We start from the raw sequence: 14,540 nt of genomic DNA, 5'->3' as shown, positions 1-14,540 counted from the left end.
CCCGTTTATTATCAGAACTGCGTGTTCAGACTCATATAGAAAGTGCGGCCTGATTCATTATAAGTATTGGCACCTGCGCCATACATATACGAATTGGTATTGGCGTTACCGGTAGTTTGCGCATTGCCCTGACGGAAATGGCGCTTATCAAACAGGTTATCGATACCCAACGTAACGCTGGCGTACTTAGTAACGTCATACGTTCCGCTCAGACCCAACACGGAATACGGGCTGACTTCATCCCGCTCGCTACCCGTTACCGCTTCTCCCTTGTAGTTGTACTTCTTCGGCGTCTGACGGCCATACCAGGTCAGGGTAGTTTGCAGCGACAGATCCTGCATCGCCTGCCAGGAGAGCGTCGAGTTCAGGGTATACTGCGGGATAATCGACAGGCGATCGCCGGTTTCCTTGTTTTTGCTCTGCAACATATAAGTAATGTTGTTATTCCAGCCGATGCTATCGCTCAGCGGAATATTCACTGTCCCTTCCAGCCCCTCAACCACCGCTTTCGGTACGTTTTGCCACTTGTAGACATCTGCTGCCCCGCTCAGGGAAGTCCCGGTCGGCAGGTAGCCCGCGTCGATTTTATTGCGGTAATCGTTACGGAACCAGGTGACGCCGGCCTGATAACCCTCGTGTTTATACTCAATACCTATCTCTTTATTGATACTGGTTTCCGCTTTCAGGTCTTCATTGCCCACCAGATAACAGGCACCGGCGCTATTTGCACAACCCTGACCACGGCTGTAAAGCACATAGTTTGGGTTGGTCTGATACAGGCTTGGTGCTTTATAGGCGCGCGCAATTCCCATCTTCAGCGTGAAGTCATCCGCCAGGCCTTGCGTCAGGTTCAGCGACGGACTCCAGTTATTGCCAACAATGGTGTGATGATCAAAACGCAGACCTGGCACCAACATGGTACTGTCAGTCAGCTCCATATTGTCTTCAGCAAACAGCGAGAAAATCTCGGCTGAGGAGTAAGGGCTGCGGTTAGTGCTGCTGATACCGGCAATATCGCCACTGGACAACGCCTGGGTATTCGACGAACTATCCTTCATTCGCTGCTGATTCCATTCGGTACCGATGGTCGCGGTCTGGTTCACCAGCAGATTAAACGGAATACTCACTTCACTGTGCAGTAGCACATCATCAAGCTGAATATCTGAGAAGTTATCGTTCGCGAAGATCCCTTCGGTACCGCCAGCCAGACCTTCATTCATGCGTGAATTACGGGTATTTTCATACTGGGCGAAGTTTTTAGTACTGACGCCATTATCCCAGGCACCGGTCCAGGTGACGGCAAAATTCTTTCGATACATACGGTTAGTTTCGTCACCGTAGTGATCCTGTACCAGCGCACTGGTATTGGTATTTTGCGTGTCGCCGGCATACAGATTACCCTGGCGGCTGTAACCCGCTTCGAACTCAAGCGCCTGCATTGGCGCAAAGGCCCAGCTCAGTAAACCATTAATATCTTTATTGATTGAACCTTCACGACCTGCCGGTACTGTGTCGGCGTAGGTGCCAGTGCGCAGTGACTGATGGCCTTCGTTGATAAACTGGGCATCAGCCTGAGTTTTGCTTAACCCACCGTACAGGCGGAAGCTGACGTCATCCCCCAGCGGCCCGGTCAGACTGAAATTGGTGCGTTTGGTCGCCCCCTCTTCTTTATGCTCCGGCACATTAAAGTAGCTATCCCAGGAACCATGCCACTCGCCGGTGTCCTTTTTGGTAATGATATTCACCACGCCACCGGCGGCACCGTTTCCGTAACGTGCCGCCGCCGGACCACGAATGACTTCAATATGGTCAATCATTTCAGGTGGCACCCAGTTGGTGTCGCCACGGGTATCACGCTCTCCACGCCAGCCAAGACGAACCGAGTTGCGGCTGGAAACCGGTCTGCCATCAATCAGGATCAGGGTATTTTCCGGCCCCATGCCACGAATATCGATTTGTCGATTGTTACCGCGCTGGCCACTGGTGGAGTTACCGGTCAGGTTAACGCCCGGCATGGTGCGGATAATTTCTGAAACGTCGCGTGAAGGGGGCCTTTTTTTGATTTCATCTGCGGTGATGGTGGAAACCCCGGGAGCCTGTAATGTCTGCTCGGCAGCCGTCACGACCAGAGTACCGTCATCAGCATCAACACTATCCGTTGTCCCTGCGGCAAAGGCGGTGGTCACCATGCCAAGTTCGATCAAAATTGCTAACGATAAACGTGAAAGCTTGTTCATTATTTTTTATCCTGGAAAATCCGCATCGTCCGCCGGCACCGAAGTGATGACGATGGGTCTCACCAATTATGCTGGAATGTCGTTAATCTTAAGGAGCCAACTGCTGCTGGTGCGAGCGGAAACACCCTATTGCAAATACAAATAATTATCAATAGCATTATTGATTGCGTAATTGAATCATCCATTTACGGTAAACTGAGCCTGGCGATAACTTATGATGCTGTTAAGAAACGATATTGGTAGCGAGACCTGGTGGCAGGAGGTGGTGCAGCTCGGCACACCGATTATCGAACCGGCGGTGAATAAACGCCATACGGTGACTTTTCTCTGGCGCGATCCGCAGGGAGATGAATCCCGCTCGGCCACTCGCCGCGTATGGATCAATATTACTGGTATAAGCGATCATCATCAGCAAGGATTGCCGCAATCCTTACAACGGATCGCCGGTACTGATGTCTGGCAATGGCAAACGCAGCTGGATGCCAGCTGGCGCGGCAGTTACAGCCTGATCCCACATAGCGCCGAGGATCCGTTCCTGCAGGCGCAGACCAGTGATGTCACAATGCAGCGCAACAGTTGGCGCAGCCTGTTTGCTGATGCCATCGGTGACCCGCTCAATCATCATGGCAGCTGGAAAAGCGGACGCGGACACCCCACGTCACCGCTGCATATGCCACTGGCTCCGCCGCAAACTTACTGGCAGGCAGCCGCACAGCAACCACCGCACCAGTGCCAGCGTTATCAGTGGAGCAGCTCGCGTCTCGGTAATAGCCGTTCGGTATGGCTGATCACCACCGGTAGCCGTGCGCCTGCCAGCCGACCGCTGGCGATCTTACTCGACGGCCAGTTCTGGGCGCAGACCATGCCGGTTGGCGGCCCGTTGCAGGCAATGACTGATGCCGGTGAACTGCCGGAAGCGGTTTATCTGTTAATCGACAGCATCAACCCGCAGCAGCGTAGTGTGGAGCTGCCCTGTCATGCTGATTTTTGGCTGGCGGTACAGGAAGAGCTTTTACCGCAGCTCGCAGGCTGGGCAGCGCATGATAGCGATCCGACACGCACAGTCGTGGCCGGGCAAAGCTTTGGTGGATTGTCAGCGGTATACGCCGTGCTCAACTGGCCACGACGCTTTGGTTGCGCGCTGAGTCTGTCCGGCTCTTTCTGGTGGCCACAGCGTGATCTGGCGGAAAAGTCGGGTTGGTTGTCAGAACAGATTGCGCAGGCGTCAGGAAGCGGTAGCAGCATGCGGTTTTTGCTTGAAGCCGGGAAACGTGAGCCGCTGATTATCACGGTCAACGACCGCCTGTCACAGCAGCTTGATGCGGCAGGTCATGATGTCGAATATCATCAGATTGATGGCGGCCATGATGCGCTGTGGTGGCGCAGTGGGCTGACCGATGGCTTGCAGCAGTTGTGGTCTGCGCCGCAGTTTTTACGCTAACCGCAAATAAAACGGGGCACATAAATGTGCCCCGTGAGGTTTAACGCTGATAAATGATTTCGACGCCTTCGTCGTCTTCTTCATCCCAGTCGTCATCCCAGTCATCGTCTTCTTCCGCTTCGGCCTGTGCTTCAGCCAGCTGCTCACGATGATAATCATCCCACATAAACTCGACTTTCTCGGGCTTCTTATCTTCTTCTGCCACTTCTTTCGGATTGGCATTGATAAAGGACATCACGTCCCAGCACAGTGCATTCACACCGACGCGATTCGCCGCAGAGATCAGATAGTATTTATCCGTCCAGCCCAGCGCTTCAGCAATCGCTTTGGCACGCGCTTCCGCTTCTTCGTCGTCCAGCAGGTCAACTTTGTTGAATACCAGCCAGCGAGGTTTCTGGAACAGCTTCTCGCTGTATTTTTCCAGCTCACCCAGAATGATGCGGGCATTATCAACCGGATCGGTTTCATCAATCGGCGCGAGGTCGATAAGATGTAACAATACGCGACAGCGCTCAAGGTGCTTCAGGAAGCGAATCCCCAGACCGGCACCATCAGCCGCACCTTCAATCAGGCCCGGAATATCGGCGACCACAAAGCTCTGCTCGCTGTCCATACGCACCACGCCGAGGCTTGGCACCAGAGTGGTAAACGGATAGTCCGCCACTTTTGGTTTGGCAGCAGAGACAGAACGGATAAAGGTCGATTTACCGGCATTAGGCAGCCCCAGCATACCGACGTCTGCCAGCAGCATCAGTTCTAACTGCAAATCGCGCTTCTCACCTGGCGTACCCATGGTTTTCTGACGCGGCGTACGGTTAACGGATGACTTAAAGCGGGTATTACCCAGGCCATGCCAGCCGCCCTTCGCCACCATCAGTTTCTGCTCATGGCGCGTCATATCACCGATGGTTTCGCCGGTGCCCTGATCGATCACACGGGTACCTACCGGCACCTTGATGATGATGTCTTTACCACGTTTACCGGTACAGTCACGGCTCTGGCCGTTCTGGCCACGTTCAGCGCGGAAAGATTTTTCAAAACGGTAATCGATCAGCGTGTTCAGGTTTTCGTCAGCGATCATATAAACATCGCCGCCATCCCCGCCGTCACCACCATCGGGACCGCCTCTCGGGATATATTTTTCACGACGGAAGCTTACGCAGCCATTACCGCCATCGCCTGCGACCGCCAGAATCGTCGCTTCATCTACAAACTTCATTTTACTTCTCCGTAAATCATTCGCCCGTTGACCGGAGCGAAGGCACCGGGACGGGTTTGTTCCGCCGAGGCCACAAGCGATGACCAATTGCGGAAAACATGGCGCCAGCCACCACGACCATCGCGCCAATATAAGCCAACAGGTTCAGTATCGGTGCCGCGAAAAAATCGGGCCAGGCCAGCGATAATAATTCAGAAAACAGCAGCGTAAACAGTGGTGTCAGCGTGACTAAGGCGCTGACCTGCGCTGCCTGCCAGCGCGCATAAGCTTCTGCTAACGCGCCATAGCCGACCAGGGTATTCAGGCCGCAATACAACAAGCAAAGCAGCTGCCAGCCGTCGAGCTGCAGCAATTTAGCAGGCTGTGCCAATGGCAACAATGCTATTGTACATAAAACATACAGCAAAAACAGAATTTGCTGTGAGGCGAGACGCCGCAGCAAAATTTTTTGTGTCACACCATAGGTGACCCAAACCACTGCGGCACTGACGCCCAGTATCACGCCCAGCGTATAATCTGACAGGCGGGTAAAAATCTCGATCAGGCTGGTATTGAAAAACATCACCAGTCCACAGAGCAGTGATACCGCACCGATAATCTGGGTCACGCGCATCTTTTCTTTCAGGATAAAGACGCTGGCGATCATCATGCCAGGTGGTGCCAGTTGCGCAATCACTTGCGAAGCCGTAGGGCTGAGATACTGCAACGACGAGCTGAACAGTACAAAGTTACCGAGCAGACCACAGGTGGCAATTAACAGCATCAGCAGCCAGCGTGGGCGACGACAGATGCGTAATGGCGGCAGCTGACGTCTTAGCGCCAGAATCATGCCCAGCCCCAGTCCGGCCAGTAAAAACCGATAAAACACAATGGTGAACGGATCCATCACCACCAGTAGTTGTTTCATCACAATAGGCAGTGAGCCCCAGCACATCGCTGTGACCAGCGCCAGTGCCATACCCACCCCTGCCTGCTGTTGCATTTTTTAGCATCCTGCGGTCAGAGAAGACCAGAATGTAAAAAGCCCCGCAACATTTGCGGGGCTTATCTTCGTCAGTTCAGGTCGGCCTTTTCAGGCAGCCCTGAGACTCGAAAACCTTACTCAGCAACAATGCTGATGTATTTACGGTTGTTCGGGCCTTTAACTTCGAATTTGACCTTGCCGTCTGCAGTTGCAAACAGGGTATGGTCACGACCGCAACCTACGTTGCTGCCGGCGTGGAATTTGGTGCCACGCTGACGAACGATGATGCTGCCAGCCAGAACTGATTCACCGCCGAAACGCTTAACGCCCAGGCGTTTTGCATTGGAATCGCGACCGTTACGAGTAGAGCCGCCAGCCTTTTTGTGTGCCATTTGTCAGATCTCCTCTTAGGCGCTGATGCCAGTGATTTTCACATCAGTGAACCACTGACGGTGGCCTTGCTGCTTACGGTGGTGTTTACGACGACGAAACTTAACAATCTTAATTTTCTCGCCACGACCGTGAGCAACGATTTCTGCTTTAATCAGGCCGCCAGAAACTAATGGTGCGCCGATCTGAACATCTTCGCCGTTTGCAATCATCAGAACCTGATCGAACTCGATGGTTTCGCCGGTTGCGATGTCCAGCTTTTCCAGGCGAACGGTCTGACCTTCGCTAACTCGGTGTTGTTTACCACCACTTTGGAAAACCGCGTACATATAAAACTCCGCTTTCCGCGCATGCCTTCTTTTAATTTTCAGGCGGCGCTATAAATATTCACAATAGGGCGCGAATTCTACGCAAATTCCCTCGCGTTGACAAGAGTCCAATGCAAAGGATTGCAGAAAAAAAACGCAGCGTGATTGTTGGCGTTCATCCGCCTCGTTTTTCAAGTACAATCTGTAATACATTACTTGCCGCGAGCACGAATAAGGCGCTTATCATAACCCAAAATGATTTGAGTTGCAGGAAGATGACCGTGCCGCAGCCCCTGTGAACAGAGATAACTTTGCGATCCGGGTCAGCGGGTGTAGCCAGCCCTGAGGCAACTTAAAGCAGGATGGGGATAGCAGTGAACAGAGCGATAGCTGAACAGACTGATGAACTTAGAACAGATAAATGAATTAACCGCGCAGGATATGGCGGCCGTCAACGAGACAATCCTCGAGCAACTGAATTCAGATGTTTCTCTCATCAATCAGTTGGGATATTACATTATCAGCGGAGGGGGCAAACGAATTCGTCCGATGATTGCGGTGCTCGCTGCACGTGCTGTCAACTACACTGGCAAGCAGCACGTCACCGTGGCAGCGCTAATCGAATTTATCCATACCGCCACGCTGCTGCATGATGATGTGGTAGACGAGTCGGATATGCGCCGGGGTAAAGCCACCGCCAATGCCGCGTTCGGCAATGCAGCCAGCGTGCTGGTCGGTGATTTTATTTATACCCGCGCCTTCCAGATGATGACCAGCCTCGGCTCACTGCGGGTGCTGGCGCTGATGTCAGAAGCGGTGAACGTGATTGCTGAAGGCGAAGTCCTTCAACTGATGAACTGTAACGATCCCGATATTACTGAAGAGAGTTATATGCGGGTGATCTACAGTAAGACGGCGCGATTATTCGAAGCGGCGGCGCAATCGTCGGCGATCCTCGCCGATGCGACCGAGGCGCAGGAAAAAGCGTTGCAGGACTATGGTCGCTACATCGGCACGGCGTTTCAGCTGATTGATGATCTGCTGGATTACAGCGCTGATGGTCAAACCCTCGGCAAAAATGTCGGTGACGATCTGAGCGAAGGTAAACCCACGCTACCGCTGCTGCACGCCATGCAACACGGCAATGCTGAACAAGCCGCGATGATCCGTAAAGCCATCGAAGAGGGCAATGGCCGTCATTTACTGGAGCCCGTTCTGGAAACCATGCGCCAGTACGGTTCACTGGAATGGACACGCGCCCGCGCCGAACAGGAAGCGGATAAAGCCATTTCCGCGTTGCAGGCACTGCCAGAATCACCGTGGCGCAGCGCGCTGGAAGCACTGGCTCATATGTCGGTACAGCGCGAATTCTGATGCTTCAGGGGAACGCCTTCGCGTTCCCCTTCCCTTCTGATTATCCCCTTATCCCGCGGTTACTTTGTTGCAACCTGTTGCATTCCTTCTGCGCGTCCCTACACAAAACCTGCCCCTTTACGAAAAATTACTGGAGCTTTATGGAAAATGATTGCTATAAATTATCCAGTAATAGCCATCAGGCAATCACCTGATTTTAACGGAAGGTTTTCTCAAGGAGGAAAGGTTATGCATGCAAGGAACAAGGACTGGCATCCCGCAGATATTATTGCCGCGTTACGCAAGCGTGGAACATCGCTGGCGGCGGTTTCCCGTGAGGCAGGGCTGAGTTCGTCAACGTTAGCCAATGCGCTCACGCGCCCATGGCCAAAAGGCGAATGGTTAATTGCCGAGGCGATTGCCATTCATCCGGCAGTGATTTGGCCCAGTCGCTATTATGATAAAGTCACGCAACAGCTTATCGACCGTAAAAAGCTGATGCGCACATAAAAAAATGGGCCGACATTATGTCGGCCCAGATGTTTATACCATACGGCTGGCAGTGGGATTATTCACCGCTGACGCGTTGAATATTCGCCCCCATCGCTATCAGCTTATCTTCGATATGCTCGTAGCCACGATCAATATGGTAAATACGATCAACAATGGTGGTACCTTCAGCAATACAGCCCGCCAGAACCAGGCTGGCAGACGCACGTAGATCGGTCGCCATCACCTGAGCACCGGACAGCGTCTCAGTGCCATGGCAAATCACCGTATTACTCTCGATTTCTGCATGTGCGCCCATGCGAATCAGCTCAGGCACGTGCATAAAGCGGTTTTCAAAGATAGTTTCGGTAATCACACCGGTACCTTCAGCCACCAGGTTCAGCAAGGTAAACTGGGCCTGCATATCGGTCGGAAACCCCGGATGCGGCGCGGTACGGAAGTTCACCGCCTTCGGACGTTTACCGTGCATATCCAGGCTAATCCAGTCGGCACCCGTTTCAATCTCAGCACCGGCTTCACGCAGTTTTGCCAACACCGCATCCAGCGTATCAGGCTGCGCATTGTGGCAAATCACTTTGCCGCGTGAAATCGCCGCAGCGATCAGGAAGGTGCCGGTTTCGATGCGATCCGGCAGCACACGGTAGACACCGCCGCCCAAACGCTCAACGCCTTCAATGGTAATGCGATCGCTGCCTGCGCCGGTGATTTTCGCTCCCAGCGTATTGAGGAAATTGGCGGTATCGACAATTTCTGGCTCGCGCGCGGCGTTTTCAATCACCGTGGTGCCGGTCGCCAGCGTGGCGGCGCTCATAATGGTGACGGTCGCGCCAACGCTGACCTTATCCATTACAATATTCGCCCCCTTCAGGCGGCCATCAACGGAAGCCTTAACGTAGCCCTCTTCCAGTTTGATTTCGGCACCCAGCTGCTCCAGACCAGAGATATGCAGGTCAACCGGACGCGCACCGATGGCGCAACCACCCGGCAACGATACCTGACCCTGACCGAAACGCGCCACCAGCGGGCCTAACGCCCAGATGGATGCGCGCATGGTTTTCACCAGGTCGTAAGGTGCGCAGTAAATATTGACGTCGCTGGCATCGAGGTGTACCGAGCCGTTACGTTCTGCTTTTACGCCAAGCTGACTGAGCAGCTTCATGGTGGTATCGATGTCCTTGAGTTTCGGGACATTCTGAATCTCTACCGGCTCTTCCGCCAGCAGAGCGGCGAACAGGATCGGCAGCGCGGCATTTTTGGCTCCGGAAATAGATACTTCACCACTTAGCCGGGTCGGACCCTGTACACGAAATTTATCCATTGCAACTGCTCTCTGTTGTCAGAAACTTAAACAGGCTGTCCGCCAGCTTCACCACGAAGCTACGCTGAATCAGCTTAAAAACCGTTTAGCTTACGGTCGCGCGCCCACTCTGCGGGCGTATAGGTCTTGATTGAAACCGCGTGAATGCGATTATCCGCGATGTATTCCATCAGCGGAGCATAAACCGCCTGCTGCTTTTTTACACGGCTCAGTTCAGCAAACATCTCACCAACAGCAACCACCTGAAAATGGCTGCCATCACCCGTGACATGAACTTCTTCTAACGATAACGCGCTCATCAGCACGGACTGAATTTCACTATTTTCCATGATGCTCTAACTAATTTGATGATAAACAGGGTGACATAGTAGTGGAAACGGAATTTATCTTAAACAAGCAAAAAGCCCCTGAATAGTCAGGGGCTTTGCGTGCTGGCCGGCTGAGCGTTAAGACTCAGTCGTGGAAACAATGATTTGCTGCAAATTATACAGGGTAATTAGCGAGCTTAATTTATCGGTAACGCCGGTAAAAAGCGGACTCTTACCCTGCTGTTGCAAAATCTGGCGCAGATGAACCAGTAACGCGAGGCCAGCTGAGTCCACTCTGTCCAGCGCCGAGACATCGATTGTATCGATCTGTTTCATCACGGTTTCACGCTGCTCCCAGAGTGACAGCAACGTTTCACGATCGAGTTCACCCTGCAGACGCAGCGTTGACGCTTCAACCTGCCAACTGAGTTGTTCTGTCATTACTTTTGCTGATCCAGTTTGATTGGCTGCGCAGCATAGGATTTCAGCTGCTCAGTCAGGCCATCAACGCCTTTCTGGCGCAGAGTATCACTCCACTCATTCTGCTTGGTGGTGATCATGCTGATGCCTTCGGCGATCATATCATACGCCTGCCAGTCGCCAGTGCGGCTGTTCTTACGCCACTGGAAATCGAGGCGTACCGGTGGACGGCCGTTAGGATCAATAATCGTCACACGGATCGCGATGATATTTGCATCACCCAGCGGCTGCGCAGGGGCAATCTGGTAGGTCTGACCGTTGTATAACGCCAGTGCCTGACCGTAAGCCTGCTCAAGATAAGCACCAAAGGCTTTGAAGTAGGCATCACGCTGGGCTGGAGTGGCGTCTTTGTAATAGCGACCCAGTACCAACGCGCCGGCGTATTTGATCTGCACATACGGCAGCAACTCTTCACGAACCACCTGGCGCAGATAGTCAGGGTTCTGCTTAATTTTAGGCTGCTCATTTTTCAGACGAGTAAAGGTTTTACCCGCCGCTTCGTTCATTAATTTGTAAGGATCGCTTTGATCGGCTGCACTTGCCGCCAGTGGCACAATCGCCAGCATCGCGACCATCAGTAAACGTTTAAACATGCGTAATTACCTCTTATGGTTGTTCAGGTGCAGCAGAAGCCGGTGCCGCACCCGTTGCCGGGGCATCCTGCTCTTGCTGTTTTTTATCGCCACTGTCGCCGCTCTTATACAGGAACTGACCAATCAGATCCTCAAGCACCATCGCGGATTTGGTATCCTGTAAAGTATCGCCATCTTTCAGCATTGCAGTACCCATTTCCGGGTCGTCAAAGCCGACATTGAGCGCCAAATATTGCTCACCCAACAGGCCCGAGGTACGAATCGCCAGCGAACTGGTATCAGGAATGTCTTTGTATTGATCTTCGATAGCCATTGTCACGCGCGGCGAATAGTTTTTCGGGTCGAGCGAGATATCGGTGACACGCCCGATGACCACACCGCCAATTTTTACCGGTGAGCTGTTTTTCAGGCCGCCAATATTGTCAAAGGTAGCATAGAGCTTCCAGGTCGGCTGAGTGCCGAGCGACTGAACATCCGCCACACGCAGGCACAGAAACACTATCGCGCCCAACGCCAGTAACATAAACACGCCTACCCAAATTTCACTTTTCTTGGTTTGCATTGAATCAGTTCCCAAACATCAGTGCCGTGAGCACAAAATCTAAACCGAGCACCGCCAGTGATGAATGCACCACAGTGCGCGTCGTCGCCCGACTGATACCTTCCGAAGTCGGAATAGCGTCGTAACCGTTAAACAGCGCGATCCACATCACCGTAATGGCAAATACCGCGCTCTTAATAACACAGTTGATGATATCCATACGGAAATCGACTGCGCTCTGCATCGCAGACCAGAAGAAACCGCTATCGATACCTTTCCAGTTGACGCCGACCAGTGATCCGCCCCAGATGCCAACGGCGGTAAAAATCAGCGCCAGCAGGGGCATACTGATAAAACCCGCCCAGAAGCGTGGAGAGATTACCCGGCGTAACGGATCGACCGCCATCATCTCCATACTGGAGAGCTGCTCTGTCGCTTTCATCAGGCCAATTTCAGCGGTCAGTGCGGAACCGGCCCGCCCGGCAAACAACAGCGCGGTCACCACCGGCCCCAGTTCGCGCAGCAATGACAGCGCCACCAGCATGCCAAGACTGCTCTCAGCACTGTAGGTAGTGAGCACCAGGTAACCCTGCAAACCCAATACCATGCCGATAAACAGGCCAGAAACCACAATAATTAATAGCGACAACACACCCACGCTGTACAACTGTTTGATCAGTAGCGGCGCATGTTTGCGAAATTCAGGTTTACCCGCAAGGGCATGGAACAACATCAGCCCGGCACGACCAAAGGAAGCGAATGTGTTAATTCCCTGTCGCCCGAGAGATGCCAGCGCACGTATTAGCATCGGTTGATTAGCTCCCTGAACCGGTTAAATCGGTAAGGTAATCCCCTGCGGGAAAACGGAATGGCACCGGTCCGTCAGCAATGCCATCGATAAACTGGCGCACCCGCGCATCTTTATTTTCATTCAGTTGGTGGGTGGTGCCCTGAGCAATAATTTTTTGCCCCGCAACAATATAGGCGTAGTCGGCAATGCTCAATACCTCTGGCACATCATGTGAAACCACAATGCAGGTTACGCCCAGCGAATGGTTAAGTTCATCGATCAGTTTTACCAGCACCCCCATGGTAATCGGGTCCTGGCCGACAAACGGCTCGTCAAACATAATCAGCTCAGGTTCGAGCGCAATGGCACGCGCCAGCGCAGCACGTCGCGCCATGCCGCCGGAAAGCTCCGAGGGCTTCAGATAAGCCGCGCCGCGCAGTCCGACCGCTTCCAGTTTCATCATTACCGTGCTGTGCAGCAGCGGCTTCGGCAAGCGGGTATGCTCACGCAGCGGCCAGGCGACATTTTCATAGACCGTCAGGTCAGTAAACAGCGCCCCGGACTGAAACAGCATGCTCATCTTTTTACGCGCTTCATAAAGGCCCGAGCGTGAGAGTGCCGGAATATTCTCGCCATTAAACCAGATTTCACCGGCATCAGGTTGCAGCTGCCCGCCAATTAACCGCAGCAGTGTGGTCTTACCAATGCCTGAAGGACCCATAATCGCGGTCACTTTCCCTTTTGGCACCGTCAGCGAGATGTTGTCGAAAATAGGCCGATTGCCGCGGGCAAAACTGACTCCACGCACATCGACCAGATTCGTTGCCGTCTGGCTCATCGTTAACCCTTCCCAAATTTTCAGGCATATAATTTACCGCCTATGGTAGCCTGGTGCAGGCGACAGCGGACACTTTTACAGAAACTTACTGCGAAGTTGTGGCAATAACTGGCATTGGTTGCCCTCAATTATCTTTCGCCACATCACTCTACAGGGCAGCCTTAGTTTTACTTTTGCCTCACACCCCGTCAAAATCACTGCCATTCTCCGTTTTTACCGCCTTAACGTCGAATCAGGCAAACCGACGATTATATCCGATCAAAGGACTTTTCATGCTTTTAGCTACAGCACTCTTAGTTATCGGTTTAATTTTACTGGTCTATGGTGCAGATCGTCTGGTTTTTAGTGCTGCAATATTATGCCGTTCGTTAGGGATTCCGCCGTTAATCATCGGCATGACGGTGGTAGGTATCGGCACCTCCCTGCCCGAGCTGATTGTCTCTTTCTCTGCCGCAACCCATGGCCAGATGGATATCGCCGTCGGCACCGCGATGGGTTCTAATATTACCAATATTTTGCTGATCTTAGGCGGCGCGGCATTACTACATCCCTTAACGGTACACTCTAATCTGGTACGGCGCGAACTGCCGCTGATGCTACTGGTCACGCTGCTGTGTGGTTTTATGTTATTTGATAACCAGCTGAGTCGGCTGGACGGCGTCGGACTGATCGCCATCGCCGCCATTTATCTGGCATTTATTATTAAGATTGCCCGCCGTGCAGAACGCGACAATAACGACACGCTGACCCGCGAGCAGCTGGCGGAACTGCCGCGCGATGACGCTGGTAACACCGTGGCATTTCTCTGGCTGGCGGTGGCATTGATTATGCTGCCGATGTCGACCCGTATGGTGATTGACAATGCGACGGTGATTGCCGACTACTTTGGCGTCAGCGAACTGGTGATTGGCCTGACGATTATTTCGGTCGGCACCAGCTTACCCGAGCTGGCCACGGTGATCGCCGGGGCGCTGAAAGGTGAAGATGATATCGCCATCGGTAACCTGATTGGCTCCAACATTTATAATATTGCCATTGTGCTCGGTATTCCGGCGATAATTTATCCCGGCACCATTGATGTCAGTGCATTTGCCCGCGACTACTGGGTGATGCTGGGCGTCAGCGCCCTGTTTACCTTGATCTGCCTGCAGCGCAGTCGGCGTATCGGGCGTGTGGCCGGTACGCTGTTACTGTGCGGTTTTATTGGCTGGGTCGCCACGCTTTATCTGCTTCCGAACAGCTCAATCTGA

The 14,540-nt window shown here is 53.0% G+C and carries 16 protein-coding genes; 4 read left to right on the top strand and 12 right to left on the bottom strand.

The window, feature by feature from the left end; translation table 11 throughout:
• Nucleotides 1–11 precede the first annotated feature (11 nt).
• Nucleotides 12–2,237, bottom strand: a complete 2,226-nt coding sequence (locus NG42_RS05570) for a TonB-dependent siderophore receptor (RefSeq protein ID WP_052898284.1) — start codon at nt 2,235–2,237, stop codon at nt 12–14.
• Between the two features lie 220 nt (nt 2,238–2,457).
• On the opposite strand from NG42_RS05570, the gene fes reads away from it, so the two are divergent.
• Nucleotides 2,458–3,678, top strand: a complete 1,221-nt coding sequence (gene fes / locus NG42_RS05565) for an enterochelin esterase (protein WP_173581472.1) — start codon at nt 2,458–2,460, stop codon at nt 3,676–3,678.
• A gap of 40 nt (nt 3,679–3,718) precedes the next feature.
• Here the strand turns inward: fes and cgtA are convergent, their stop codons facing one another.
• The 4 genes from cgtA to rplU form a co-directional block, all read right to left on the bottom strand.
• Nucleotides 3,719–4,897: an Obg family GTPase CgtA gene (cgtA, locus tag NG42_RS05560; protein WP_052898280.1), complete on the bottom strand. Its 1,179-nt coding sequence runs from the start codon at nt 4,895–4,897 to the stop codon at nt 3,719–3,721.
• 16 nt (nt 4,898–4,913) lie between these two features.
• The gene (locus NG42_RS05555; RefSeq protein WP_052898278.1) at nt 4,914–5,879 is read right to left on the bottom strand and encodes a DMT family transporter; all 966 of its coding nucleotides are present in this window, start codon (nt 5,877–5,879) and stop codon (nt 4,914–4,916) included.
• Nucleotides 5,880–5,995: 116 nt separating this feature from the next.
• A complete protein-coding gene (gene rpmA, locus NG42_RS05550; RefSeq protein WP_009092448.1) occupies nt 5,996–6,253 on the bottom strand; it encodes a 50S ribosomal protein L27 in 258 nt (85 codons plus the stop codon).
• Between the two features lie 15 nt (nt 6,254–6,268).
• Nucleotides 6,269–6,580 carry a 50S ribosomal protein L21 gene (rplU, locus tag NG42_RS05545; RefSeq protein WP_017801447.1) on the bottom strand — a complete coding sequence of 104 codons (312 nt, stop codon included), beginning with the start codon at nt 6,578–6,580 and terminating at the stop codon, nt 6,269–6,271.
• 381 nt (nt 6,581–6,961) lie between these two features.
• Between rplU and ispB the strand changes: the two genes are divergently transcribed.
• Together ispB and NG42_RS05535 are read left to right on the top strand one after the other, a co-directional pair.
• Nucleotides 6,962–7,933, top strand: coding sequence for an octaprenyl diphosphate synthase (ispB, locus tag NG42_RS05540; protein WP_052898277.1), 972 nt, complete (start codon nt 6,962–6,964; stop codon nt 7,931–7,933).
• Nucleotides 7,934–8,161: 228 nt separating this feature from the next.
• On the top strand, nt 8,162–8,422 hold the full coding sequence (locus NG42_RS05535; protein WP_052898276.1) for a helix-turn-helix domain-containing protein: 261 nt from the start codon (nt 8,162–8,164) through the stop codon (nt 8,420–8,422).
• Nucleotides 8,423–8,480: 58 nt separating this feature from the next.
• Here the strand turns inward: NG42_RS05535 and murA are convergent, their stop codons facing one another.
• From murA to mlaF, 7 genes are all read right to left on the bottom strand, one after another.
• Entirely contained in the window at nt 8,481–9,740 is a 1,260-nt protein-coding gene (murA, locus tag NG42_RS05530; RefSeq protein WP_052898275.1) for a UDP-N-acetylglucosamine 1-carboxyvinyltransferase, read from the bottom strand.
• A 74-nt stretch (nt 9,741–9,814) separates the two neighbouring features.
• Nucleotides 9,815–10,069 carry a BolA family iron metabolism protein IbaG gene (gene ibaG / locus NG42_RS05525; protein ID WP_052898274.1) on the bottom strand — a complete coding sequence of 85 codons (255 nt, stop codon included), beginning with the start codon at nt 10,067–10,069 and terminating at the stop codon, nt 9,815–9,817.
• A gap of 117 nt (nt 10,070–10,186) precedes the next feature.
• Nucleotides 10,187–10,489: a lipid asymmetry maintenance protein MlaB gene (mlaB, locus tag NG42_RS05520; protein ID WP_052898273.1), complete on the bottom strand. Its 303-nt coding sequence runs from the start codon at nt 10,487–10,489 to the stop codon at nt 10,187–10,189.
• Nucleotides 10,489–11,121 carry a phospholipid-binding protein MlaC gene (mlaC, locus tag NG42_RS05515; protein WP_052898272.1) on the bottom strand — a complete coding sequence of 211 codons (633 nt, stop codon included), beginning with the start codon at nt 11,119–11,121 and terminating at the stop codon, nt 10,489–10,491. The genes mlaB and mlaC overlap by 1 nt, the downstream gene beginning before the upstream one ends.
• A gap of 13 nt (nt 11,122–11,134) precedes the next feature.
• On the bottom strand, nt 11,135–11,683 hold the full coding sequence (gene mlaD / locus NG42_RS05510) for an outer membrane lipid asymmetry maintenance protein MlaD (RefSeq protein WP_052898271.1): 549 nt from the start codon (nt 11,681–11,683) through the stop codon (nt 11,135–11,137).
• Nucleotides 11,684–11,687: 4 nt separating this feature from the next.
• Nucleotides 11,688–12,470, bottom strand: a complete 783-nt coding sequence (gene mlaE, locus NG42_RS05505; protein WP_052898270.1) for a lipid asymmetry maintenance ABC transporter permease subunit MlaE — start codon at nt 12,468–12,470, stop codon at nt 11,688–11,690.
• A gap of 7 nt (nt 12,471–12,477) precedes the next feature.
• A complete protein-coding gene (gene mlaF / locus NG42_RS05500) occupies nt 12,478–13,290 on the bottom strand; it encodes a phospholipid ABC transporter ATP-binding protein MlaF (protein ID WP_052898269.1) in 813 nt (270 codons plus the stop codon).
• 272 nt (nt 13,291–13,562) lie between these two features.
• Between mlaF and NG42_RS05495 the strand changes: the two genes are divergently transcribed.
• The gene (locus NG42_RS05495) at nt 13,563–14,540 is read left to right on the top strand and encodes a calcium/sodium antiporter (protein ID WP_052898268.1); all 978 of its coding nucleotides are present in this window, start codon (nt 13,563–13,565) and stop codon (nt 14,538–14,540) included.

This window comes from Winslowiella iniecta (genome assembly GCF_001267535.1).
Taxonomy (GTDB): Bacteria; Pseudomonadota; Gammaproteobacteria; order Enterobacterales; family Enterobacteriaceae; genus Erwinia; species Erwinia iniecta.
Note: the sequence above shows the minus strand (reverse complement) of the source record. Positions and strands in the feature narration are given on the sequence as shown.

Coding starts and splice junctions, on each gene's coding strand:
- NG42_RS05570 (WP_052898284.1), bottom strand. CDS start 2,237: ATGAACAAGCTTTCACGTTTATCGTTAGCAATTTTGATCGAACTTGGC.
- cgtA (WP_052898280.1), bottom strand. CDS start 4,897: ATGAAGTTTGTAGATGAAGCGACGATTCTGGCGGTCGCAGGCGATGGC.
- NG42_RS05555 (WP_052898278.1), bottom strand. CDS start 5,879: ATGCAACAGCAGGCAGGGGTGGGTATGGCACTGGCGCTGGTCACAGCG.
- rpmA (WP_009092448.1), bottom strand. CDS start 6,253: ATGGCACACAAAAAGGCTGGCGGCTCTACTCGTAACGGTCGCGATTCC.
- rplU (WP_017801447.1), bottom strand. CDS start 6,580: ATGTACGCGGTTTTCCAAAGTGGTGGTAAACAACACCGAGTTAGCGAA.
- ispB (WP_052898277.1), top strand. CDS start 6,962: ATGAACTTAGAACAGATAAATGAATTAACCGCGCAGGATATGGCGGCC.
- NG42_RS05535 (WP_052898276.1), top strand. CDS start 8,162: ATGCATGCAAGGAACAAGGACTGGCATCCCGCAGATATTATTGCCGCG.
- murA (WP_052898275.1), bottom strand. CDS start 9,740: ATGGATAAATTTCGTGTACAGGGTCCGACCCGGCTAAGTGGTGAAGTA.
- ibaG (WP_052898274.1), bottom strand. CDS start 10,069: ATGGAAAATAGTGAAATTCAGTCCGTGCTGATGAGCGCGTTATCGTTA.
- mlaB (WP_052898273.1), bottom strand. CDS start 10,489: ATGACAGAACAACTCAGTTGGCAGGTTGAAGCGTCAACGCTGCGTCTG.
- mlaC (WP_052898272.1), bottom strand. CDS start 11,121: ATGTTTAAACGTTTACTGATGGTCGCGATGCTGGCGATTGTGCCACTG.
- mlaD (WP_052898271.1), bottom strand. CDS start 11,683: ATGCAAACCAAGAAAAGTGAAATTTGGGTAGGCGTGTTTATGTTACTG.
- mlaE (WP_052898270.1), bottom strand. CDS start 12,470: ATGCTAATACGTGCGCTGGCATCTCTCGGGCGACAGGGAATTAACACA.
- mlaF (WP_052898269.1), bottom strand. CDS start 13,290: ATGAGCCAGACGGCAACGAATCTGGTCGATGTGCGTGGAGTCAGTTTT.
- NG42_RS05495 (WP_052898268.1), top strand. CDS start 13,563: ATGCTTTTAGCTACAGCACTCTTAGTTATCGGTTTAATTTTACTGGTC.